The sequence below is a fragment of the Litorivita sp. NS0012-18 genome (assembly GCF_040371945.1).
Lineage (GTDB): Bacteria > Pseudomonadota > Alphaproteobacteria > Rhodobacterales > Rhodobacteraceae > Litorivita.
Genome location: NZ_BAABWS010000001.1, coordinates 1174095 through 1196945, shown reverse-complemented (window position 1 = coordinate 1196945; position 22851 = coordinate 1174095). Strand labels below are relative to the sequence as shown.

General features: G+C 63.2%; 23 protein-coding genes. 16 read left to right on the top strand and 7 right to left on the bottom strand.

Features of this window, described 5'->3' with window-relative positions; all coding sequences use genetic code 11:
• Positions 1-58 precede the first annotated feature (58 nt).
• The 3 genes from ABWV64_RS05700 to ABWV64_RS05690 all read left to right on the top strand — a co-directional run bounded on the left by ABWV64_RS05700 (position 59) and on the right by ABWV64_RS05690 (position 4584).
• The gene (locus tag ABWV64_RS05700; RefSeq protein WP_353343301.1) at positions 59-1711 is read left to right on the top strand and encodes an electron transfer flavoprotein-ubiquinone oxidoreductase; all 1653 of its coding nucleotides are present in this window, start codon (positions 59-61) and stop codon (positions 1709-1711) included.
• A 235-nt stretch (positions 1712-1946) separates the two neighbouring features.
• The gene (locus ABWV64_RS05695; protein ID WP_353343300.1) at positions 1947-3665 is read left to right on the top strand and encodes a tetratricopeptide repeat protein; all 1719 of its coding nucleotides are present in this window, start codon (positions 1947-1949) and stop codon (positions 3663-3665) included.
• Positions 3652-4584: a 4-(cytidine 5'-diphospho)-2-C-methyl-D-erythritol kinase gene (locus ABWV64_RS05690; protein ID WP_353343299.1), complete on the top strand. Its 933-nt coding sequence runs from the start codon at positions 3652-3654 to the stop codon at positions 4582-4584. Before ABWV64_RS05695 ends, ABWV64_RS05690 begins: the two co-directional genes overlap by 14 nt.
• Here the strand turns inward: ABWV64_RS05690 and ABWV64_RS05685 are convergent.
• Positions 4560-5558, bottom strand: a complete 999-nt coding sequence (locus ABWV64_RS05685; RefSeq protein ID WP_353343298.1) for a polyprenyl synthetase family protein — start codon at positions 5556-5558, stop codon at positions 4560-4562. The two genes, ABWV64_RS05690 and ABWV64_RS05685, sit on opposite strands and share 25 nt — an antisense overlap.
• 85 nt (positions 5559-5643) lie before the next feature.
• On the opposite strand from ABWV64_RS05685, the gene ABWV64_RS05680 reads away from it, so the two are divergent.
• From ABWV64_RS05680 to ABWV64_RS05670, 3 genes are all read left to right on the top strand, one after another.
• Positions 5644-5862, top strand: coding sequence for a putative signal transducing protein (locus ABWV64_RS05680; protein WP_353343297.1), 219 nt, complete (start codon positions 5644-5646; stop codon positions 5860-5862).
• Positions 5863-5876: 14 nt separating this feature from the next.
• Positions 5877-6665: a tRNA1(Val) (adenine(37)-N6)-methyltransferase gene (locus ABWV64_RS05675; protein WP_353343296.1), complete on the top strand. Its 789-nt coding sequence runs from the start codon at positions 5877-5879 to the stop codon at positions 6663-6665.
• Positions 6666-6775: 110 nt separating this feature from the next.
• Positions 6776-6946, top strand: a complete 171-nt coding sequence (locus ABWV64_RS05670) for a YdcH family protein (protein ID WP_353343295.1) — start codon at positions 6776-6778, stop codon at positions 6944-6946.
• Here ABWV64_RS05670 and yddG read toward each other — a convergent pair.
• The 4 genes from yddG to ABWV64_RS05650 form a co-directional block, all read right to left on the bottom strand.
• Positions 6943-7824, bottom strand: coding sequence for an aromatic amino acid exporter YddG (yddG, locus tag ABWV64_RS05665; protein ID WP_353344534.1), 882 nt, complete (start codon positions 7822-7824; stop codon positions 6943-6945). The two genes, ABWV64_RS05670 and yddG, sit on opposite strands and share 4 nt — an antisense overlap.
• Before the next feature lie 117 nt (positions 7825-7941).
• Positions 7942-8664: a beta-ketoacyl-ACP reductase gene (locus ABWV64_RS05660; RefSeq protein ID WP_353343294.1), complete on the bottom strand. Its 723-nt coding sequence runs from the start codon at positions 8662-8664 to the stop codon at positions 7942-7944.
• A 216-nt stretch (positions 8665-8880) separates the two neighbouring features.
• A complete protein-coding gene (locus tag ABWV64_RS05655) occupies positions 8881-10056 on the bottom strand; it encodes an acetyl-CoA C-acetyltransferase (protein ID WP_353343293.1) in 1176 nt (391 codons plus the stop codon).
• A gap of 195 nt (positions 10057-10251) precedes the next feature.
• Complete coding sequence (locus ABWV64_RS05650; RefSeq protein WP_353343292.1) at positions 10252-11151, bottom strand: EAL domain-containing protein; 900 nt, start codon at positions 11149-11151, stop codon at positions 10252-10254.
• A gap of 130 nt (positions 11152-11281) precedes the next feature.
• Here ABWV64_RS05650 and ABWV64_RS05645 point away from each other — a divergent pair, with 130 nt between their 5' ends.
• Positions 11282-11878 (top strand): DNA-3-methyladenine glycosylase I, encoded by a 597-nt coding sequence (locus ABWV64_RS05645; RefSeq protein ID WP_353343291.1) that lies wholly within the window; start codon positions 11282-11284, stop codon positions 11876-11878.
• Between the two features lie 27 nt (positions 11879-11905).
• Here ABWV64_RS05645 and ABWV64_RS05640 read toward each other — a convergent pair whose 3' ends face one another.
• Positions 11906-12502 (bottom strand): TlpA family protein disulfide reductase, encoded by a 597-nt coding sequence (locus ABWV64_RS05640; RefSeq protein ID WP_353343290.1) that lies wholly within the window; start codon positions 12500-12502, stop codon positions 11906-11908.
• Positions 12503-12528: 26 nt separating this feature from the next.
• Here ABWV64_RS05640 and argH point away from each other — a divergent pair, with 26 nt between their 5' ends.
• The 5 genes from argH (at position 12529) to ABWV64_RS05615 (ending at position 18496) form a co-directional block, all read left to right on the top strand.
• A complete protein-coding gene (gene argH / locus ABWV64_RS05635; RefSeq protein ID WP_353343289.1) occupies positions 12529-13920 on the top strand; it encodes an argininosuccinate lyase in 1392 nt (463 codons plus the stop codon).
• A complete protein-coding gene (locus tag ABWV64_RS05630; protein ID WP_353343288.1) occupies positions 13917-14093 on the top strand; it encodes a hypothetical protein in 177 nt (58 codons plus the stop codon). The genes argH and ABWV64_RS05630 overlap by 4 nt, the downstream gene beginning before the upstream one ends.
• Positions 14093-14407, top strand: a complete 315-nt coding sequence (locus ABWV64_RS05625; RefSeq protein WP_353343287.1) for a DUF2834 domain-containing protein — start codon at positions 14093-14095, stop codon at positions 14405-14407. Before ABWV64_RS05630 ends, ABWV64_RS05625 begins: the two co-directional genes overlap by 1 nt.
• A 39-nt stretch (positions 14408-14446) precedes the next feature.
• Entirely contained in the window at positions 14447-15712 is a 1266-nt protein-coding gene (lysA, locus tag ABWV64_RS05620; RefSeq protein WP_353343286.1) for a diaminopimelate decarboxylase, read from the top strand.
• A gap of 102 nt (positions 15713-15814) precedes the next feature.
• A complete protein-coding gene (locus ABWV64_RS05615; RefSeq protein ID WP_353343285.1) occupies positions 15815-18496 on the top strand; it encodes a DUF4175 domain-containing protein in 2682 nt (893 codons plus the stop codon).
• 66 nt (positions 18497-18562) lie between these two features.
• On the opposite strand, the gene ABWV64_RS05610 is transcribed toward ABWV64_RS05615, so the two are convergent.
• Positions 18563-19669 (bottom strand): zinc-ribbon domain-containing protein, encoded by a 1107-nt coding sequence (locus ABWV64_RS05610; protein WP_353343284.1) that lies wholly within the window; start codon positions 19667-19669, stop codon positions 18563-18565.
• Positions 19670-19873: 204 nt separating this feature from the next.
• On the opposite strand from ABWV64_RS05610, the gene ABWV64_RS05605 reads away from it, so the two are divergent.
• From ABWV64_RS05605 to ABWV64_RS05590, 4 genes are read left to right on the top strand one after another with little or no spacing between them, the layout of a single operon-like run.
• On the top strand, positions 19874-20551 hold the full coding sequence (locus tag ABWV64_RS05605) for a cell division ATP-binding protein FtsE (RefSeq protein ID WP_353343283.1): 678 nt from the start codon (positions 19874-19876) through the stop codon (positions 20549-20551).
• 2 nt (positions 20552-20553) lie between these two features.
• A complete protein-coding gene (locus tag ABWV64_RS05600; RefSeq protein WP_353344532.1) occupies positions 20554-21450 on the top strand; it encodes a cell division protein FtsX in 897 nt (298 codons plus the stop codon).
• Between the two features lies 1 nt (position 21451).
• Complete coding sequence (locus ABWV64_RS05595) at positions 21452-22192, top strand: lysophospholipid acyltransferase family protein (RefSeq protein ID WP_353343282.1); 741 nt, start codon at positions 21452-21454, stop codon at positions 22190-22192.
• A complete protein-coding gene (locus ABWV64_RS05590; protein WP_353343281.1) occupies positions 22179-22781 on the top strand; it encodes a pyridoxamine 5'-phosphate oxidase family protein in 603 nt (200 codons plus the stop codon). Before ABWV64_RS05595 ends, ABWV64_RS05590 begins: the two co-directional genes overlap by 14 nt.
• Positions 22782-22851: the final 70 nt, after the last annotated feature.

Below are 22851 nucleotides of genomic sequence, written 5' to 3'. Positions count from 1 at the left end.
GCGCGCGGCGCGTGTGCGGGGCAACATCGCCCTCAGCTAACCTCAAGGAGCCACCCAGATGAGCGAGATCGAGCGGGAAGCAATGGAATATGACGTGGTGATCGTCGGCGCGGGCCCTGCGGGCCTGTCGGCGGCCATCCGTCTCAAGCAACTTGATGCGGAAATCAATGTTGTGGTGCTGGAGAAAGGCTCTGAAGTGGGCGCGCATATCCTGTCGGGTGCGGTTCTGGACCCGTCGGGTTTGACCCGTCTGATGCCCGATTGGAAAGAAAAGGGCGCACCGCTCAACACGCCGGTCAAAGAAGATAATTTCTATGTTCTGGGCGAGGCAGGGCAAATCCGCCTGCCCAATTTCATCATGCCGCCCTTGATGAATAACCACGGCAATTACATTGTCTCGATGGGCAATGTGTGCCGCTGGATGGCCGAACAGGCCGAAGCCATGGGCGTCGAGATTTTCCCGGGCATGGCGTGTTCCGAATTGGTTTTCGGCGACAAGGGCGAGGTCAAAGGCGTGGTCGCGGGCGAGTTTGGCCGCAATCCCGACGGCACCGCCGGTGACGGCTACGAACCGGGCATGGAGTTGCACGGCAAATATGTCTTCCTCTCCGAAGGCGTGCGCGGATCGCTGTCCAAAGAGGTTTTGGCCAAATATGATCTGGCGGCCAATTGCGATGTGCCCAAATTCGGCATCGGCATGAAAGAGATTTGGGAAATCGATCCCGAGAAGCACAACGAAGGCGAAGTGACCCATACGATGGGCTGGCCTCTCGGCTTCAAAAACAGCGGCGGGTCGTTCATCTATCACCTTGAAAATAACCAAGTCTACATTGGTTACATCATGGATCTGAACTACAAGAACCCCTATCTTTTCCCCTATATGGAATTCCAAAAGCTCAAGCATCATCCGAAGATCGCCAAGCTCTTGGAAGGGGGCAAACGCGTGGCTTATGGCGCGCGCGCGGTGACCAAGGGCGGCTTCCAATCGATCCCGCAATCGGCCTTCCCGGGCGGTGCGCTGCTCGGATGTTCGGTCGGTTTGGTGAACCTGCCGCGCATCAAGGGCAACCACAACGCGATGCATTCGGGCATCGAGGCGGCCGAGGCGGCCTTTGCCGCGATCCAAGCGGGCCGGTCGGGCGATGTGCTTGAAGAGTATGACGCCGTCTTGCGCAGCGGCGCCGTCGGCAAGGACCTCAAACGGGTGCGCAACGTCGCACCGTTTAACGGCAAATTCGGCCCCTTGGGCGGTTTGGCCTTGGGCGGCTTTGACATGTGGTTCCAGACCATCTTCAGATTCTCGCTCTTTGGCACGGTCAAGCACGGCAAAACCGATGCGCAATCGACCGAAGAGGCCAGCAAGCACAAACCGATCGATTATCCCAAACCCGATGGCAAGCTCAGCTTTGACCGGCTTACCAACGTCAGCTTTGCGATGACCAACCACGAAGAGCAGCAGCCGTGCCATTTGCGTCTGACGGATGATCAGGTGCCGGTCTCGGTCGATCTGGCGAAATATGCCGGACCTTCGGCGCGCTATTGCCCTGCGGGGGTTTACGAATTTGTCGAGGAAGAGGGCAAGGAGCCGCGCTTCGTCATCAACTTCCAAAACTGCGTGCATTGCAAAACCTGTGATATCAAGGACCCCGCGCAAAACATCACATGGACCACGCCCCAAGGCGGCGACGGGCCGAACTATCCCAATATGTGATCCGCGCCCGCGCGGGCGGGGCATCCACGACACGATCAAAGGGGCGGCTTTCGGGGCGCCCCTTTTTTGCGCGCCGCGCCTGCGCTCGGCCCCTTTCGGGCGCCTTGGCGGCGGGCGAAGCCTTGCTGCTCGCTTAAACTTGACGCGCTCGTGCATTGCACCTGCGCGCCCGCGCGATTAGGCTTTGGCAAAAGCGGCGCATTGACTTGGCCGCAGCAAAATAAGGGGCCGAGCCGTGATCTTGAGCAAACTGCGTATTTGGACGTCCACTTTGGCCCTTGCGGCGGGGATGGCGGCGGCGTTGCCCCCCGTCATGGTGCAGGCCGACAGCCTCTCGGGGGCCTATCTGGCCTCGCGCCAAGCGCGCTATGGCTCCGATTTCGCGGCGGCGGCGCAATATCTGTCGATGGCTCTGGCGCGCGATCCGTCAAACCCGCTCTTGCTCGACAGTGCGGTGCAATCCTTTGTTTCTCTTGGTAAAATCGACTTGGCCCTGCCCATCGCGCGCAAGGCCGAGGCAGACGGCATCGCCAGTCAGGCCGGACGGATGGTTCTGGCCGCTTCCGAGGCCAAGCAGGGGCAATTCGAGGCCTTGATCGCGCGGGCCGAGGGCGAAAAAGGCTCTGGTCCCTTGGTGGACGGGTTGATGATCGCATGGGCCAAGGTGGGGCTGGGCGATATGTCGGCGGCGCTCAAGGCCTTTGATGCGGTGGGCAAAGAGCGCGGATTGTCGAATTTCGCGCAGTATCACAAGGCTTTGGCCCTCGCCTCGGTGGGCGATTTCGAAGCCGCCGAAGAGATTTTCGCCGCAGGCGGCGCAGGGGCCTTGCAAGGCACGCGGCGCGGCATGATCGCGCGGCTGCAATTGATGAGCCAGATCGAGAAAACCCAAGAGGCCGTGGCCTTGGCCGATCAGGTTTTTGGCAATGATCTCGACCCCGAATTGCGCCAGATGCGCGAGGATTTGAAGGCCGGCAAGGCCTTGCCCTTTACCTTGGCGCGCGGCGCCGAGGACGGGATGGCCGAAGTGCTCTATTCCATCGCGGGCGCCTTGATCGAAGAGGCAAACCCCGATTACACCCTGCTTTACACCCGCGCGGCGCTTTATTTGCGGCCCGATCATACCGATGCGGCGCTGCTGACGGCGGAGCTTCTCGAAGACCTCAAGCAGCATGATCTGGCCGTCGAGGTTTACCGCTCTGTCCCGCAAAGCGATCCGGCCTTTCACGCCGCCGAATTGGGTCGTGCGGCGGCCCTGCGCGCGGCGGGCAGGGACGAGGCAGCCTTGGAGGTGCTCACGCAACTGGCGCGCACCAATCCCGATCTGCCCGCCGTGCATGTCACGATTGGCGATTTCCTGCGCGCCAAGGAGGATTATAAGGGCGCGGTGGCCTCTTATGATCGCGCGATGGCGCTTTATGACGACACCGGCGGCGCGCAATGGTTCCTCTATTACGCGCGCGGCATCGCCTATGACCAGATGAAAGACTGGGCCGGATCAGAGGCCGATTTTCGCAAGGCGCTCTCGCTCAATCCCGACCAGCCTCAGGTGCTCAACTATCTGGGCTATTCGCTGGTCGAGCGCGGCGAGAACCTTGACGAAGCGTTGGGGATGATCGAACGCGCAGTCGCGGCGCGGCCCGACAGCGGCTATATCATCGACAGCCTCGGATGGGTTTTGTTCCGGCTGGGCCGCTATGACGAGGCGGTCGGCCATATGGAACGCGCCGCCGAACTGGTCGCGGTCGATCCGATCGTGAACGACCATCTGGGCGATGTCTATTGGTCGGTCGGGCGCAAGCTGGAGGCCGAATTCCAATGGCACCGCGCCCTGTCATTCGACCCCGAAGAGAAGGAAGCCATCCGCATCCGGCGCAAGATCGAAGTCGGGCTGGACGCGGTTCTGGCCGAGGAAGGCGCGGCGCCTTTGAAGGTGGCCAATGGCGGCAATTGAGGTCTTTGCGCCGGCCAAGGTCAATCTGACGCTTCATATCACCGGACAGCGCGCGGACGGCTATCACCTGCTCGACAGCCTTGTGAGCTTTGCCGATGTGGGGGATGTGTTGCGCATCGAAACCGGCGCGGGGCAGGGCACGGGGCAGAGCGCGGGAAACGGCGCCGAGGCCTTTGCCATGACGGTGGAGGGGCCGGAGGCGGGCGATGTGCCTTTGGGGGGCGATAATTTCATCACGCAGATGGCCGCGCGGCTTTGGACCGGCGGCCCGTTGCGCTTTCATCTGACCAAAAACCTGCCCGTGGCGGCGGGGATCGGCGGCGGCTCTGCCGATGCGGCGGCCTGTTTTCGCGGGCTGTCCTTTCTGGCGGGGGGGCTGGACGCGCAAGAGCCGCGTATCCGCGCGCAACTGGTAGAGTTGGGGGCCGATGTGCCCATGTGCGTGCGCAGCGCGCCGGTGCATGTGGGCGGCATTGGCGAGGATCTGATCCCCGTGCCGCAGATGCCGTGTTGGCCGGTCCTCTTGGTCAATCCGCGCGTGTCCGTGCCCACGGGGCCGGTATTCAAGGCCTTGGTGCAAAAGAGAAATTCTCCGATGGCGGCCCTGCCTGCGGATGTCAGTGACGGGCCGAGGATGCTTGAGTATCTCGCAGCGCAGCGCAATGATCTGGAGCCGCCCGCCCGCGCGATTGCGCCGCAAATCGGCGCGGCTCTGGCGGCAATCTCGGCGACGCAGGGATGCGCTTTGGCGCGTATGTCCGGCTCTGGCGCGACCTGTTTCGGGCTGTATGAGCAGGCGGCAGAGGCCGAGGCGGCCGCCGCGCAAATCCGCGCCGCGCATCCAGATTGGTGGGTCTGCGCCACGCGGCTTGGTGGCGCCGCGCGCGCCGCGCCTCAGTTGATCCGCGCGACCACGTAATCGGCGATATCGAGCAGCATGGATTTGATCTCATGTTCGGGCAGGGGGGCGAGCGCCGCTTTGGCCTGCGCGGCCCATGCGAGGGCGTCGTCGCGGGTCGCCTCCATCGCGCCGTGACGCGCCAGCAGGCGCAAGGCCTCGTCAAGATCGCCCTCGTCTTGGCGTCCGCGCGCGATGGTGCGGGTCCAAAAGGCGCGCTCTTCCTCATCCGCTTTGGCGATGGCCTTGATCACCGGCAGGGTCAGTTTGCGCTCGCGAAAATCATCGCCGATGTTTTTGCCCGTGGCGCTGGCATCGCCGCCGTAGTCGAGAAGGTCATCGACGATCTGGAAGGCAATGCCAAGCGCATCGCCGTAATCATAAAGCGCTTTGACATGGGTGTCCGGCGCGGCGCAAATCACCCCGCCGACCTCGCAGGCGGCCGAGAAAAGCGCGGCGGTCTTGCCGCGCACGACCTGTAGGTAAATGCTTTCGGTGGTTGCCAAATCCTGCGCGGCGGTGAGTTGCAGAACCTCGCCCTCGGCGATGGTGGCCGAGGCATTGGCGAGGATTTCGAGCACCCGCATATTGCCGGTTTCGGTCATCAGTTGGAAGCTGCGCGCAAAGAGGTAATCGCCGACCAACACGCTCGATTGATTGTCCCAAAGCAGGTTGGCCGTGGGCCGCCCGCGCCGTTGCTCGCTCTCGTCGACCACATCGTCATGCAGCAGCGTGGCGGTGTGGATAAATTCGACCGTGGCGGCCAGATGGATGTGGTAATCGCCCTCATATCCGCACAAACGCGCCGCCGCCAGCGTCAGCATCGGGCGCAGCCGTTTGCCGCCCGCTTCGACCAGATGCGCCGTAACCTCGGGGATGCGCGGCGCGTGTTCGGAGGCCATGCGCGCACGGATCAAAGCGTTCACCGCCGACAGATCGTCGGCCAGATGCGCGGCCAGCATTTCATGCGGTTTGGTCGGAGTGTCCAAGCTCATGGCCTCATCTGTCTCTTCACGTGGCCCGCGCCCTGCGTTGCATTTGCCTCGACAGGCTCAGGCGGATGGCATTAACTGCGTTGATATGAAACACCTCTTGCGAACCACCGACCCCACCGAGATCGCCTTTGCCCGCGCGTTGCTTTCAGGCGAGGGTATAGACTGCTTTGAATTGGACGTAAATATGAGCATCCTCGATGGCGGCATCGGGGCCTTGCCGCGGCGTTTGATGGTGGCCGATCGTGACCATGCGGCGGCCTATCGCGCGCTGCGCGACAACGGGCTTAGCCCTTTGGACGAATAGGGCGGTTTTGGGCCATGCCGGAGCAGATGATCGCCGGATGGACGGCGCAAAATCTCAGCGATGACAAGTATTTAGACGGGCGATTGCGGATATGGCAACCGCGCGCGGGCTATCGCGCGGGGGTCGATCCGGTGCTTTTGGCGGCGGCGGTGAACATCCGCGCGGGGCAAAGCGTGCTGGAGCTTGGCTGCGGGGTGGGCACCGCGTCGCTATGCCTCAAGGCGCGGGAGGCGGATGTGCGGCTGACAGGGCTTGAGCTACAGGGGGATCACGCGGCTTTGGCGGCGCAAAACGGGCGGCGCAACGGGATGGACTTCGAGGTGATCACCGGCGATCTGGCGGCGATGCCCGCAGCCCTCAAGGCGCGGCAATTCGATCACGTCATCGCCAATCCGCCCTATTTTGACCGCGCGTCTTCGACCGCCTCGGAGCATGGTGCGCGCGAGACGGCGATGGGCGAGGCGGTGCCGCTCGCGGTCTGGATGCAGGCGGCGGCGAAACGCTGCGCGCCCAAGGGCTATGTGCATATGATCCACCGCGCCGAACGCCTGCCCGATCTGCTTGCGGCGGCGCGCGGCTGTCTTGGCTCGGTCGAGGTGTTGCCGCTCATTGCGCGGGCGGGGCGTGCGGCGGGTTTGGTGATTTTTCGCGCGCGGCGCGGCGGGCGCGCAGATTTTCGCCTTTGGGACGGGGTGGTGATGCATAAAGGGGCAGCGCATCAGCGGGACGAAGAAAGCTATACCGATCAGATGGTTAACGTGCTGCGCCATGGGGCGGCTTTGGAGTTTTCCGGCGCGCCTTAAGGGTTTGGAAACAATTTTCCGATCACTCTTTGTATCAGTCGCGTGACAGGCGCGAAAATTTGTGCTGGACTGAACTGGCACATTTCAACCTACACAGAGGAGACTACCCAATGAGTTTGACGTCCCATGTTGAGGAGCTGAAAAAGCGACACGCCACTTTGTCGCAAAAGGTCGAGGCAGAGCAGCGATCTCCCGGGTCGAATGATTTGGCGATCGCGGAGTTGAAAAAGCAAAAGCTTCGTTTGAAAGAAGAGATTTCGCGGCTCAGCGTATTGGCTTAGCCCGCCTTGGGCGGGCGTTGAGCCGCCAGACTGGCGCGCGCGGCCAGACCCGCGCCGCCGGTGATCAAGAGGGCGGCAAGGCCCAGCTTGAGACTAGGCGCGGCGATGCCCGCCAGCACCAAAATCAGCGTCGATAAAAGCGGCGCAGCGTAGGAGGCGACACCCAATAGCTGGATGTCGCCTTTTTTGACGCCGATGTCCCAGACATAAAAGGCCAGCCCCACAGGCCCGAGGCCCAATCCGATCGCCGCGCCCCATCCCGCCGCGCCCACGGGCCAGACGGTGTCTTCGAGCGCGAGATGCAGCAGTGCCGAGAGCAGCGCCGTCGCAAGGCAGAACACCGCCACGCTTTCGGTCGGGGCCGTGCCCAAACGGCGCGAGAGCACCGAATAAGCCGACCACGTCAAGGCGCAGGCGATGGCCAGAAGATAGCCCAGCAGATAAGCCCCGCTCAGCCCTGTCCCATCCGCGATCAACAGCCCCGCGCCCAAAAATCCAAGCGCGCCGCCAAGGATATGGCCCTTGGTCAACCGCTCGCCTGGCAAGAGGCCGGAGAAGAGCACGATCAGCAGCGGCCACAGATAGGCGATCAGCCCCGCTTGTGCGGCAGGGGCAAGGCGCAGGGCGCTGAAATACAGCGCGTGGTATCCGAAAAGCCCAATTGTGCCAAAGAGATAGATGCGCCAACTGACATGGCGCAGCACGCCAAGCCGCCCCGTCACAGCGGCCCAGATCATGCCCAATGTGCCGCCCACGGCAAAGCAGATCGCATTAAGCAGCAGCGGCGGCGCGGGGGCCGTCGCCACGGTAAACAGCGCCAAAAGCGCCCAAAGCAGGATGGCGATAAAGCCGGTGAAAGTGGCGCTGCGCGAAGTCATCATGGCGGCAGGCTAGCGCGCGTTTGGCGCGGGCGAAAGCGCAACCGCGCGGGGCCAAGCAAAAAAGGCCGGCGCAATCCGCACCGGCCTTTCGTGATTTTGGCGATCCGCGCCGGATCAGGTCATATATTGACCGCCATTCGCCGTCAGGGTCGCACCGGTGATGAAACCTGCGTCGTCCGAGGCGAGGAACACCACCGCGCGGGCGATGTCTTCGGGTTCGCCCAAACGGCCCACGGGGATGGTGGCGATGATCGATTCGCGCACTTTTTCCGGCACGGCCATGACCATATCGGTCGCGATGTAACCGGGGCAGATGACGTTGACGGTGATGCCCGCGCGCGCCCCTTCTTGGGCCAAGGCTTTGGTAAAGCCGATGTCGCCCGCTTTGGCGGCCGAATAGTTGGCCTGTGCGAATTGGCCCTTTTGCCCGTTGATCGAAGAGATCGAGATCACGCGGCCGAATTTACGCTCGCGCATGCCGGGCCAGAGCGGATGGGTCATGTTGAACAGGCCCGACAGGTTGGTGTCCATCACTTGGGTCCACTGTTCGCGGGTCATTTTGTGGAAGGGCGCATCGCGGGTGATGCCCGCGTTGTTGACGAGAATCTCGACAGGGCCGAGGTCCGCTTCGACCTTTGCGATGCCTGCGGCGCATTCGTCGTAATCGGCCACGTTCCATTTGTAGGTCTTGATGCCGGTCTCTTTGGTGAAGGCGGCGGCGGCTTCATCATTGCCCGCATAGGTCGCGGCAACGTCGTAACCGGCCTCTTTCAAAGCGATGGAAATGGCCGCGCCGATGCCGCGCGATCCGCCTGTGACGAGTGCTGTTCGTGCCATGGTGTCCTCCCAATTGGCAAAATTGACTTGGTAACTGTATTACGCAATGCCGCCCCGATGCGCAATAATGTTGCGCAAAGAATTTTGCTATTGCGCAGCATTTTTTTCGGCAGGAGCGGCGTAATCCTGTGCCAAACAAAGAAAAAGGGGCGCTTTGGGGCGCCCCTTGAGGCAGGTGCGGAATTTCTGCACCTGCAAAGAATCGGTTTGACCCGCTTAGGGGCGCTCAAGGCACATGGCCACGCCCATGCCGCCGCCGATGCACAGGGTTGCGAGGCCCTTTTTGGCGCCGCGACGCTGCATTTCGAACAGCAAGGTGTTGAGGATACGCGCGCCCGAGGCGCCGATCGGGTGACCGATGGCAATGGCGCCGCCGTTGACGTTGACCACGGCCGGATCCCAACCCATGTCCTTGTTCACGGCGCAGGCCTGCGCGGCAAAGGCTTCGTTGGCTTCGACAAGGTCGAGATCCTCGGGCTTCCAGCCGGCTTTCTCCAGCGCCTTGCGCGAGGCGTGGATCGGGCCGACGCCCATGATCGACGGGTCGAGGCCCGCAGTGGCGTAGGAGGCGATGCGCGCCAGCGGGGTGATGTCGCGCTTTTCGGCGTCATCGGCCGACATCAACAAGGCACCGGCGGCACCATCATTGAGGCCCGAGGCATTGGCCGCGGTGACCGAACCGTCTTTGGTAAAGGCGGGGCGCAGTTTTTGCATGGCTTCCATCGAGGCGCCGTGGCGGATGTATTCGTCGGCATCGACCACGGTCTCGCCCTTGCGGGTCTTGATGGTGAAGGGGACGATTTCGTCGGCGAATTTACCGGCCTTTTGCGCGGCCTCGGCCTTGTTTTGCGAAGCGACGGCGAATTCGTCCTGCTGGTCGCGGCTGATCTGCCATTGCTCGGCGACGTTTTCGGCGGTCTGGCCCATGTGGTAGCCGTTGAACGCATCCCACAGACCATCGCGAATCATCGTGTCGATATATTTGACATCGCCCATTTTGTGGCCCGCGCGCAGGTGCGCGGCGTGGGGGCTGAGCGTCATGTTCTCTTGGCCGCCTGCGGCAACGATGGAGGCATCGCCAAGCTGGATGTGCTGGGCCGCCAAAGCGACGGCGCGCAGGCCGGAGCCGCAGACCTGATTGATCGACCAAGCGGCAGCTTCTTTGGGCAGGCCAGCGTTGATATGGGCTTGGCGTGCAGGGTTTTGGCCCTGTGCGGCGGTCAGAACCTGACCCAAAATGGTTTCGGACACTTCCGAAGGGTCGATGCCCGCGCGGGCGACGATCTCGGCCAAAACGGCAGCGCCCAAATCATGCGCGGGCGTGTTGGCGAACGAGCCGCCAAAAGAGCCGACAGCCGTGCGGGCTGCGGATGCGATAACTACGTTGGTCATGTGTGTTCCTCCACCAGATTGCGCGGCATTTGCGCGACCCTAACGCCCGTTCCGGTCGTCCTCGGCGCGCGCCGGTCGATGGATGGATAGAGGATTTGCCGCGCTGCGGCAAGGAATTCGCGGATGCGACGTTGCGCGTTATGCCAAAGTCGCATGCCGCGCGGCGGCTGTGCAGGGCCGCGCGCTCCGGTGCGCCTAGGCGCTGGAGCGCATGGCGTCACGGGTGATCCACGACGGATTTGTCGTGGGGGCGCCAAAGAAATAGCCTTGCAAACAATCGATCCCCAGCGAGGTCAGATAGGCCGCATCGGGGCCGCGTTCGACGCTTTCGGCGACGGTAAACATATCGAATTGCTGTGCGATCGACAAAAGCGCCTTGGTGATCACCTGATTATCGGCATTGTCATCGATGCCGCGAATGAATTGCCCGTCTATCTTGAGGATATCAAAGTAGAAATCCTTGAGATAGCGAAACGAGGTGAAGCCCGCGCCGAAATCATCAAGGGCAAAGGAAATCCCGCGTCTTTGCAGGTTGGTCATGAATCCGACGACCAGTTCGGGCACCAGCATGGCGCTGCTTTCGGTGATCTCCAAAATCAACCGCTCGCCCACCGTCGGGTCGCGGTCGAGCCCGCGTTTGAGCGTGCGCGCCCATTTTTGATAGCCGATGGAGCGCGCCGACATATTGATCGACAGGCGGATATGGGGTTGCTCGTGCAGGGTGCGCAGGCCTTTTTCCAAGGCGAGGCAATCAATCAACCGTCCGGTTTCCGTGGTCTCGATCGCATCGATGAAATCGCCTGCGGGGATCACGCGGCCGGTTTCGTCAAGCACGCGGATCAACCCCTCGTAAAAGGCCGGTTGGTCCTGTTGCAGCGCCTGCACCACAGGTTGGTAGGCCAGCATGACCTGATTATGCTCGACCGCCTCTTGCACCATATGCAGCGTCGAGCGGTCGCGCGAGGTGACGGCGTAATCGAGCGGATTGTGGTGGCCTTGGGGGATATTCGCGCGGATGCGTTTGATATTCGCGCGGCGGGCGGCTGCGCGCGGATTGTCAACATTGGCGTCTTGTGAGTCGCTCGGATGTTCCATGTAAATATGTCCCTTTCACCGCTTACAAATCTGCGCCTCAAGGGCTAACAATCTCTTAACCCGCGCCGATGTTGCGGGGCTTTGGTTAACGAAACGAGACCGGCGGTTTTGCCGGAGAAAGGCGCGCGACATGGGCGAGCGTTGCGGGTGGGTCGGACCCGAGCAAATCTATATCGACTATCATGACTTCGAATGGGGCGTGCCCGAATATGACAGCCGCGCGCTTTGGGAAAAGCTGATCCTCGACGGGTTTCAAGCTGGGCTGAGCTGGATCACGATCTTGAAAAAGCGGGACGGATTTCGCGAGGCTTTTGAAGGGTTTGACCCGAATGTCATCGCCACATGGGGCGAGGCAGAGGTGGCGCGTTTGGTGCAAGATACGCGCATCATCCGCCACCGCGGCAAGATCGAGGCGACCATCGGAAATGCGCGCGCGTGGCAGGCGATCGAGGCCGAGGAGGGCTTTGCCAAATGGGTGTGGTCCTATGTCGGCGGCGCGCCGGTGCAGACCCGTTTTGACACGCTCTCGCAGGTGCCCGCGAGCATGGCAATCTCTGTGCAACTGTCGAGAGATTTGAAGAAACGGGGATTCAAATTTTGCGGACCGACGATTGTCTATGCCTTCATGCAGGCGGTCGGCATGGTGAACGACCATCTGCTGGACTGCCCCGCCCATGCGGGGGTGGCGGCGATGGCGGCGGATGTGCCCGATTGGGGCAAGGTTTAGGGCGCTCTCAAGCAGGCTTTGGCCGGATCAGGCCGGATCGGCAAGGGCGCTCAAGATCGCGATGGCGCTGGGCGAGGCCCAATCGGCATCGCCGGTCAGCCGCGCGATCTCCATGCCCTGCGCGTCAAGGATCACCGTGATCGGCAGGCCCAAAACCGCCATATCGCGCGCAATGGCGCTTTTGGGGTCGCGGTGGCGGGGCAGGCTATCGGCCCCCACTTCGGCCAGAAATTTGTCAATCGCGGGGGGCGCATTGCGGCCCGTGGCGAGGGTGACGACGTGGATCTTGTCGCCCAACTCGCGCTGCAATTTGGCAAGGCTTGGCATTTCCTCGCGGCAAGGCGCGCACCATGTCGCCCAGAAGTTCAACACCGTCACCTTGCCGCGGTAGTCGGCCAATGTGCCGCTGCCGCCGTCCTTTTTGGTAAAGGGCAGGGCCGAGGCCTCTTTGGGCGCGGGGGCAAAGACCAATTTGCGCATATCGTCCTCGCGCAGGGCCTCAAGCGCGCTGTAATCCACGGGGGCGGAGCGCGCGGCGGGGTTTTTGAGCGCCACAAAGCCGATTGCCGCAATTGCACCCACGACAAGGGCCGTATAAACCAGCGCGGAACGATTGAATTTCATTTTGCCTCCCAAGGGTGCTGCGAGCTATGACCGAAAAAACCTCGAACCAGATGTGGGGCGGCCGTTTTGCCGCCGGACCCGATGCGATCATGGAGGCGATCAATGCCTCGATCTCATATGATCAGCGGATGGCCCCCCAAGATATTGCCGGCTCTCGGGCCCATGCGGCGATGCTCGCCGCGACGGGTATCGTCACTGATAAAGACGCCGAGACGATGAGGGAAGGCCTGCTCACGGTCTTGTCAGAGATCGAGGGCGGCACGTTCGAATTTTCCACCGCGCTTGAAGACATCCATATGAATGTCGAAGCGCGGCTCAAAGAGATCATCGGCGAGCCTGCGGGGCGGTTGCATACGGGCCGCTCGCGCAATGATCAGGTGGCGACCGATTTCAAACTTTGGGTGCGCGACCAGATGGACGCCGCCATTGAAGGCATCGAAGCCTTGATCCGCGCGCTTTTGGCGCAGGCCGAGGCGGGGGCCGATTGGGTCATGCCGGGGTTCACCCATTTGCAAACCGCGCAGCCCGTCACATGGGGCCATCACATGATGGCCTATGTGGAGATGCTGGGCCGCGACATGTCGCGCTTCAAGGATGCGCGCGCGCGGATGAACGAATGCCCCTTGGGCGCGGCGGCTCTGGCGGGGACGTCGTTTCCCATCGACCGCGAGATGACGGCAAAGGCCTTGGGCTTTGATCGCCCTGCGGCCAATTCATTGGATGCGGTATCGGATCGCGATTTCGCGCTCGAATTTTTGTCCTGCGCGTCGATTTGCGCCATGCATCTGTCGCGCTTTGCCGAAGAATTGGTGATCTGGTCCTCGGCGCAGTTCCGTTTTGTCACCCTTTCGGACCGCTTCTCCACCGGCTCGTCGATCATGCCGCAAAAGAAAAACCCCGATGCGGCGGAGTTGATCCGCGCCAAGATCGGGCGGATTTTCGGGGCGAATGTCGCCTTGATGATGGTGATGAAGGGGCTGCCGCTCGCCTATTCCAAGGATATGCAAGAGGACAAGGAACAGGTGTTTGACGCCGCCGATAACCTGATGCTGGCCTTGGCCGCGATGACGGGCATGGTCGCGGATATGAGCGCCAACCGGCCCAGCCTTGAGGCCGCTGCCGGATCGGGCTTCTCGACCGCGACGGATCTGGCCGATTGGCTGGTGCGCGAACTCAACCTGCCGTTTCGCGATGCGCATCACGTCACCGGCGCGTTGGTGGCGATGGCCGAAGGGGCGGGCGTGGACCTGCCCGACCTCAGCCTTGCGCAGATGCAATCGGTCCATGCGGGGATCACCGAAGCGGTGTTCGGCGTTTTGGGCGTGCATAATTCGGTCGCCTCGCGCATGTCCTACGGCGGCACCGCACCGGCGCAGGTGCGCGCGCAGATCAAGCGTTGGAGCGAGGCCTTGGCATGAAAGCCGCGCTGATCCTTTTGACATTTGCGGCTTTGGCGGGCTGCGGCGTGGACGGCGCGCCGATCCGCCCGTCGCTCAATACCGGCGTGACGGTCGGGGCAAACGGCGTGCAAACCCATAGCCGCGTCAATGTCGGCATCGGCAGCCGCATCAACGTCGGGATCGGTCTGTGATGAGCCTTTTGCGGATGATCTACCTCGCGCTGGCGCTTTGGGGCGCGGTGCATCCGATGGGGTATTTCATCGCGTGGTTTCGCCAAAACGGTTTTGACATCGGCGCGATGGTCGATGCATGGCACGTCAATGCCGCCACCTCCGGTTTGGTGTGGGACCTGACCATCGCGGCGATTGCCTTGACGGTCTGGATCGTGGCCGAGGTCGCGGTGCGGCGCAACTTCGTGGCGCTCATCGCCATTCCCGCCACATTCCTTATCGGCGTGAGCTGCGGCTTGCCGCTTTATCTTTTCTTGCGCACGCGGCCCGTCTAGGCGCCGCTGCCCCGACCCCTCTTTCAGGAGCCTGACTTCATGGATCATTTCCTTTACCGCGACGGCGCGCTTTATGCCGAAGACGTCCCCGTGACCGAGATCGCCGCCGCTGTCGGCACGCCTTTCTACGTCTATTCCACCGCCACCTTCGAGCGGCATTTTCGCCTGTTCGACGAGGCTTTGGAGGGGATGGACCATCTGGTGTGCTATGCGATGAAGGCCGCCTCGAACCAAGCGATCCTCAAGACCCTTGGCGCGCTGGGTGCGGGCATGGATGTGGTGTCGGGCGGCGAATATGCGCGCGCCAAGGCTGCCGGCATCCCTGGCGAGCGGATCGTGTTTTCCGGCGTTGGCAAGACGGCGGAGGAGATGCGCATGGCGCTGACGGGGGGCATTCGCCAGTTCAACGTCGAGAGCGAACCGGAGATGGAGCGGCTCAACGCCGTGGCGCTGGAGTTGGGCGTCAAAGCGCCGATCACCGTGCGCGTCAATCCCGATGTCGATGCGAAAACCCATGCGAAGATCGCCACCGGAAAATCCGAAAACAAATTCGGCATCCCGATCAGCCGCGCCCGCGCGGTCTATGCCCATGCGGCGACGCTCGAAGGTCTCGATGTCATCGGGATCGACGTGCATATCGGCAGCCAGTTGACCGATCTTGAACCCTTCCGCCTTGCCTATCTCAAGGTCGCCGAATTGACCGAGGCGCTGCGCAGCGACGGCCATGATATTCGCCGTCTCGATCTGGGCGGCGGATTGGGCATTCCCTATACCCGCTCGAACGAGGCCCCGCCCTTGCCGCTCGATTACGGCGCGATGGTCAAGGAGACGCTCGGCCATCTGGGCTGCGAGATCGAGATCGAACCGGGCCGTTTGGTGGCGGGCAATGCGGGGATTCTGGTCTCCGAGGTGATCTATGTGAAACAGGGCGAGGACCGCGAATTCCTGATCGTGGATGCGGCGATGAATGATCTGATCCGCCCTGCGATGTATGACGCCCATCACGATATCATCCCCGTGATCGAACCCGCGCCGGGGTTGGAGGGGGCGAAATACGATATCGTCGGCCCCGTTTGCGAAAGCGGCGATACCTTTGCCAAGGGCCGCGAGATGGCGACGCTCAAGGCGGGCGATCTGGTGGCGTTCCGCTCGGCGGGGGCTTACGGCGCGGTGATGTCGAGCGAATATAACACCCGCCCGATGATCCCCGAGGTGATGGTGAAGGATGATCAATTTGCCGTCATCCGTGCCCGCCCCACCTATGAAGAGATGATAAACCGCGATACCCTTCCTTCGTGGCTCTAGCCACGGGGCAAGCGCGCGCTTAGGCTTTGCCTCAAGGCCGCGGGCGAATCTTCGGATGCGCCGCGGCAGGTGCGCGCGCCCGCGCGCGAGCGAAAGGATGGGATGACCGGATCCAAACCGCCTCTGGATGCGGCGCTTCGGGCGCTGCGCTGGCCTTTGGCCCTGACCCGCGCGGGGCTGTTTGCCGAACGCGCGGCCAAGGCGTTTTGGCCCTTCTGGTCGGTGGTTCTGGCGGCGCTTGGCGCGCTGATGCTCGGCCTGCACGAGATTTTGCCGCTTGAGGCCGTTTGGGTTTTGGCGGTTCTGGCAGGGGTTTTTGCCGTTGTTTTCGGGTCGCGCGGGGCTTTGGCCTTTCGCTTTCCCACCCGCGCCGAGGCGCGCGCGCGCCTTGATGCGACGATGCAGGGCCGCCCGTTGCAAGCCTTGGCCGACCGCCCCGCAACGCGCGGCGATGCGGCCAGCGCGGCGCTTTGGGCGGCGCATCAATCGCGTATGGCGGCGCGGGCGAGAACGGCAAAACCCGTGCCCGCCGATTTGCGCCTGTCGCGGCGCGATCCGTTCGGGCTGCGCTATGTGGCGCTCTTGGTGTTGCTGCTGGGGCTGGTCTTTGGCTCCTTCTGGCGGGTCGGATCGGTGGGCAGCATGGGGCCGCGCGGCGGCGGGGCGGCTTTGGCCTCGGGGCCGACATGGGAGGGCTGGCTCGCGCCGCCGCCCTATACCGGATTGCCGGTGCTTTATTTGCCCGACCTGACCGGCGAGAGCCTCAGCGCGCCTGCGGGAAGCCGCCTCACCTTGCGGTTCTACGGCGAGGTCGGCGCGCTCAACCTGTCGGAAACCGTGTCGGACCGCGCCGAAGATGTGCCCGCCGCCAGCGATCCGGCGCAAGACTTCGTGATCCGCAAGAGCGGCGATCTGGCGATCAATGGCGCGGGCGGGCGGGCGTGGCGCGTCGAGGTGACGCCGGATACGGCGCCCTCGGTCAAGATCACCGGCCCCGCCGAGGTCTCGGCGCGCGGCGAGACGACGGTGCCCTTTGCCGCCTCCGACGATTACGGCGTGATCTCGGGGCGCGGGGTGATCGCATTGGATTTGGCGGCGCTGGACCGGCGCTACGGGCTGGCCGCTGCGCCCGAGCCGCGCGCCCCGATCGAGGTGCAATTGCCGATGCCCATCGCCGGCAACCGCGCTGATTTCGAAGAACGGCTGATCGAGGAATTGTCTAAACATGCTTGGGCCAATCTGCCCGTGAAGGTGACGCTTTATGCCAGTGACGCGGCGGGCCAAGAGGGGGCGAGCGAGACCCTGCCCATGCGTTTGGCGGCGCGGCGGTTCTTTGATCCTCTGGCCGCTTCGGTGATCGAATTGCGCCGCGATCTTTTGTGGACCCGCGCCAATGCGCCGCGCACGGCGCAGCTCTTGCGCGCCATGTCCTATCAACCCGAAGGCCTGTTTCGCAATGACGGCGATTATCTGCAATTGCGCACGATCTTGCGGCGGCTGGAGGCGGCGATTGCGGCGGGCGAGACCATGGAGGAGGCCAGCCGCGACGAGATCGCCGAGGCGATGTGGGCCTTGGCCTTGCAGCTTGAAGAGGGCGATCTGGAGGATGCACGCGAGCGGATGAAACGCGCGCAAGAGCGCCTAGCCGAGGCGATGAAACGCGGGGCCAGCGAGAACGAGATCGCCGAGTTGATGCAAGAGCTGCGCGATGCCACCGCCGATTACATGCGCCAGCTTGCACGCGAGCAAAACCAAGAGGGCGAGCCGCCGCAGAGCGCCCAAAACGGCGATGCGATGCAGATGACGCAAAACGATCTGCAACGGATGATGGACCGGATACAGGAATTGATGGAGCAAGGCCGCATGGCCGAGGCACAGCAAGCCTTGGCCGAGTTGCAAGAATTGCTTGAAAACATGCGCATCGCGCAGGGCCAAGGCCAAGGCATGCAATCACCTGGAGAGCAGGCGATGGACGGGCTGTCCGAAACCCTGCGCGATCAACAATCGCTCTCCGATCAGGCCTTCCGCGACCTTCAGGACCAATTCAACCCCGGACAGCAGAGCGGCCAGCCAGGCCAGCAAGGTCAAGAGGGCGCGCAGGGGCAGCAAGGCCAGAGCGGTCAATCGGGCCAAGGCCAAGACGGGCAAAGCGGTCAGGGCCGAGGTCAGGGGCAGGGCCAAGATCAGGCCCAAGGTCAGGGACAGGGCCAAGGACAGGGCGAAGGGCAGGGTCAGGGGCAAGGCGAAGGCCAAGCCGGTCAAGGGCAGGGCGGTCAGGATCTGGCGCAAAATCTCGCCGATCGCCAGCGCGCCCTGCGCCAAGAACTCAACCGCCAGCGCAACAATCTGCCGCAAGCGGGCAGCGAAGGCGGCGAGGCGGCGCGCGAGGCGCTGGACCGCGCGGGCGAGGCGATGGAGGGGGCCGAGGATGCGCTGCGGCGCGACGATCTGGCCGAGGCCATCAACCGGCAAGCCGAGGCGATGGACGGGCTGCGCGACGGCATCCGCACCCTTGGCGAGGCCATGGCCGAAGCTGCGGGCGAGGGCGAGGGCAGCGATCGGCAGGCCCAAGGCGAGGGCCAAGGCAGCCCGAGCGGCGCGCGCGATCCTTTGGGCCGCACGCAGGGCAGTACCACCGCAACCTCCGATGGCGGGCGCGGTTATGATTCCGACGCTTACGGCCAAGCTCTTGAATTGCTGGACGAATTGCGCCGCCGCGCGGGCGAGGTGGAGCGCCCTGAAAAAGAACGCGACTACTTCAAACGCTTGCTGGAGCGGTTTTAAGCGGCGGCAAGGTTTCTTCGCTATTGCGGGTTGATCCATTCGGAAGCGCAATCTGCGGCGTTGGAGCTATTCGCTTGCGGCCGGATTTTGCGGCGCGGCGGTATTGGGCGCGCCTGCCATATCGTCCATCTTGGTCATCATCGACACCATTTTGGCGTCCAACCAGCCGCGCGCGCGGTCCACTTGCGCCGCATAGCCATTCACCGCAGGGGCGATGGCAGGCACGGCGGCGGAGATTTTCGCGGCATTGGCGTAGACCACCAAAAGCACCACGGCGATGAGAAGCGCGCCGAGAAAGCCGGAGCGGAAGCTGCGCTTTTGCGGCGCCTCGTCCATCACGCCGTCCTGATCTCCCGCCGAGGCGGGACGGCGGTCGCGGGTCGAGCGCAGGGTCGAGTTGATCTCTTCGATATCGGGCAACAGATCGCGGCGCGACCCGCCCATGGCGGCCAATGTGGCGGCGGTTTCGGCGGGCGGCTCCGGCTCTCCGCGCATCCGCGCCATGCGGATTTGCGCCTCGCGCTCGCGGCGGGTGTCTTCGACCGATGGCTCGTCGAGGCCCAGATCGCCTTGGCTTTCAAAGTCGCTGTTGGATTCGGCGGCGCGGGCGCGGGCCTCGCGTTCGGCCTCCTCGCGCAGCAATTCGGCGACACCGGCATCAAGCGGACGGCGGGGCGGGGCGGGCGCGTCATCATGGTCGGCCTCGCCCGAGGCCCATTCATCCGCGCCGGTTTCATCCTCGTAATAGTCGTCCTCTGCGCTGGCGATGGCCTGATCCTGTGCGGGCGGGGTCCAGTCGTCTTGCTGCGCGGCGCTCTCGTTGGCAGGCTCAGGCGTCTCGGTGATCTCGATGAAGGGGGCGTCCTCGTCCTCGCCGCGATCCTGTTCGGTCTCATCGCTCAGCCCGTAATCGGGCAGCGTGTCCTCGGCATCCTCAATCACGGGATCGGGCGCGGGGGCCTGCGGCTCGGGATCTGATGCCGGCCGATCCTCGACAAAGCTGTCTTGCTCGGCGGCGCTTTCGGCCTCTGCCTCGGCGGCGGCGATCTGTTTAGGGTGCTGCTGGAACCATGTGTCGCCGCAGCTGGAGCATTGCACATCGCGACCGCTTTCCGGAACCACTTCGTCCGGAACTTCGTATTGCGCCTCGCAATTCGGGCATACCAACCGCATTTCGCCCCCATGCCGCATTCGACGGCTTTTCCTGCTGCTCTATGGTTAACCTTAGAATGTTTCGTAGCAACCGAAAAGAGCAAAGGAAATCCAGCGGCAGCGGATTGAATATATGTCGCCGCTGGGGCACAACGGGCGGGCATATTGCGACAGGATATTATCGGGTGCCACGCGGGCAAACGGCGAGGCAAAGGGGCGTGCAGCGTGATCGAATTGGAGAATGTGGCCTATAGCTACGGCGGCGGCGAGCTGCTGAGCGATATCTCGTTGAAACTCGCGCCAGGGTCGTTTCATTTTCTCACGGGGCCGAGCGGCGCGGGCAAGACGACATTTCTCAAACTGTGTTATGGCGCCTTGATCCCCACGGCGGGGCAGGTGCGCCTGTTCGACAGCGACGTGCGGATGATGACCCGCGATGATGCGGCTTTGGCGCGGCGGCGCATCGGCGTGGTGCACCAAGATTGCCAGTTTCTCGACCATCTGCCCTTGGCCGACAATGTGGCGCTGCCGCTGACGGTTTCGGGGCGCGATACATTGGCCGAGGCGGCCAACCTCAAGGAATTGATGGGCTGGGTCGGGTTGACGGCGCGCTCTGCGGCCTTGCCGCCCGAACTATCCGGTGGCGAGCGCCAGCGCGCCGCATTGGCGCGCGCGGTGATCATGTCGCCCGATGTGGTTCTGGCCGACGAGCCGACGGGCAATGTCGATTGGGAGATGTCGCAACGCCTGCTCAAGCTATTGATCGAGCTGAACAAAATGGGCAAAACGATCATGATTGCGACCCATGATATGAACCTTATCCGCGCCGCCAAAAGCCAAGTGCAGGCGCGCGTCTTGCGCATCGCGCAGCGGCGGTTGCAATTGGCGGGGGCGGATTTGTGAGCATGGTGCAAACGATCCTTGCCTTTGCCGCGGGTGACCGGCAGGCCGACCGCGTGGTGCCGCCCACCGGATTTACGGCGCGGCTGACGCTGTTCGCCTCGGGGGCGATGGCGTTTTTGGCGGTCTTTGCCTTGGCGCTGTCCTTGGCGACCGGACGTTTGGCGGATCGTTGGGGCGAGGAGTTGACCCGTTCCTCGACCCTGCGCATTTCAGCCCCCGCCGACCAGATCGCGGCGCAAACCGAAGCGGCCTTGCGGGTGTTGCAAACCACACCGGGGGTGGCCTCGGCCCGTCCCCTGTCGGGCGACGAACAGCGCGCGCTGCTCGAGCCGTGGTTCGGCCCCGATATGCCGGTGGATCAATTGCCGATCCCGCAGTTGATCGACGTGGTGGAAACCGCCGAGGGCTATGACGCCGAAGGCCTGCGCCTGCGGTTGGCGGGCGAGGTTCCGGGCGCGATTTTGGATGATCACACCCGTTGGCGCAAACCGATGGTGCGCGCGGCCTCGCGGCTGCGGCTTTTGGGGTGGGTGTCGATTTTGCTCATCGGCGGGGCGATGGCGGCGATGATCACCTTGGCGGCGAATGCGGCCTTGGCGGCGAATGCGCAGGTCATCACCGTGATGCGGCTCGTGGGCGCGCGCGATGGTTATATCGCACAGGCCTTCGTGCGCCGCTTTACCCTGCGCGCTTTGGGCGGTGCGGCGGTGGGCACGCTCGCGGGGCTGGTCGCGGTGATGCTCTTGCCCTCGGCGCAGGCCGAAGGCGGGTTTTTGACCGGTCTGGGCTTTCAGGGGGTGCATTGGCTCACCCCGCTACTGATCCCGCCGCTGGCCGCTTTGGTCGGATTTGTGGCCACCCGTATGGCCGCCAACAAGACGCTCAAGGAGCTTCCCTGATATGCGCTATGCTTTGCAATGGATCCGCTCGCTGATCTTTGAAATCAACGTTTACCTGTCGATGTTGGTGCTGGGCGTGGTGTTCTTGCCTTGGGCCTTGCTGCATGCGCGCGGGGCCCATACGGCCTGTTCGCTCTATTGCCGCTGGATAAGGTGGAGCGCGGTGTGGATGATCGGATTGCGCACCGAAGTGCGCGGCACGCCCCCCACCGATGAGGTTATGGTCGCGGCCAAGCATCAGTCTTTCCTCGATATTTTGCTGATCTTCGGTTCGGTGCCCGCGGGCAAATTCATTATGAAACGCGAGCTTCTTTATACGCCGATCATCGGCCAATATGCCTATCGCATCGGCTGCGTTCCGGTGAACCGCGGCAAACGCGGCGCGGCGATCAAGAAGATGGTGGCCGATGTGGCGGCGGGGCTGGCCAAACCGGGGCAGTTGATCATCTATTCCCAAGGCACCCGCGTCGCACCGGGGGCAAAGGTGCCCTATAAGGTCGGCACGGCGGTGCTTTACGAGGATCTGGGCCAGCCTTGCGTGCCTGCGGCGACCAATGCGGGCGTGTTCTGGCCGCGCCGCGGGATTTACCGCAAACCCGGTTTGGCGGTGGTGGAGTTTTTGCCGACCATCGAGACGGGGTTGGAGCGGGCCGAATTTATGCAGCGGCTCGAAAGCGCGGTCGAGACGCGCTCAAACGCCCTGATGCGCGAAGCGGGGTTCGATTTGGATGGCAAAGATTGAGACGATAGAGGCGCTTGAGGCGCTTTATGGCGCGCCTTCGAAGGCGGCGCTGCGCAAGGTGGCCAAGCGGCTGACCCCGATGTATCGCCAGTGGATCGCGGCCTCGCGGTTTTGCATTCTGGCCACCAATGGGCCGGACGGCACCGATGCCAGCCCGCGCGGCGATGACGGTCCGGTGGCTTTGGAACTGGACGCGGGCCATTTGGCCCTGCCCGATTGGCGCGGCAATAACCGGTTGGATTCGCTTCGCAATATCGTGACGGACGGGCGTGTGTCACTGATGTTCATGGTGCCGCGCGAGGATACGGTCGTGCGCATCAACGGGCGCGCATGGCTCAGCAATGACGCCGATTTGCGCGCGCGCTTTACCCAGCGCGGCACCCATCCGGCCAGCGTGATCGTGGTCGAGATCAAAGAGGTCTATTCGCAATGCCCCAAAGCTTTGATGCGCTCGAACCTGTGGGCGCGCGACGATAAGGCATTGGTGCCGAGCCTTGGCCAGATTTTGGCCGAGATGACGCAGGGCGAGATCGGCGCGCAAGATTGGGACAAAGCCTATCCAAAACGGGCGCAAGAGACCTTGTGGTAGCGCCCCGCATAGGCGGGATATGATACAAAAAGGGCCGGAGAAACCTCCGGCCCTTTTGTTTGTTTACAGG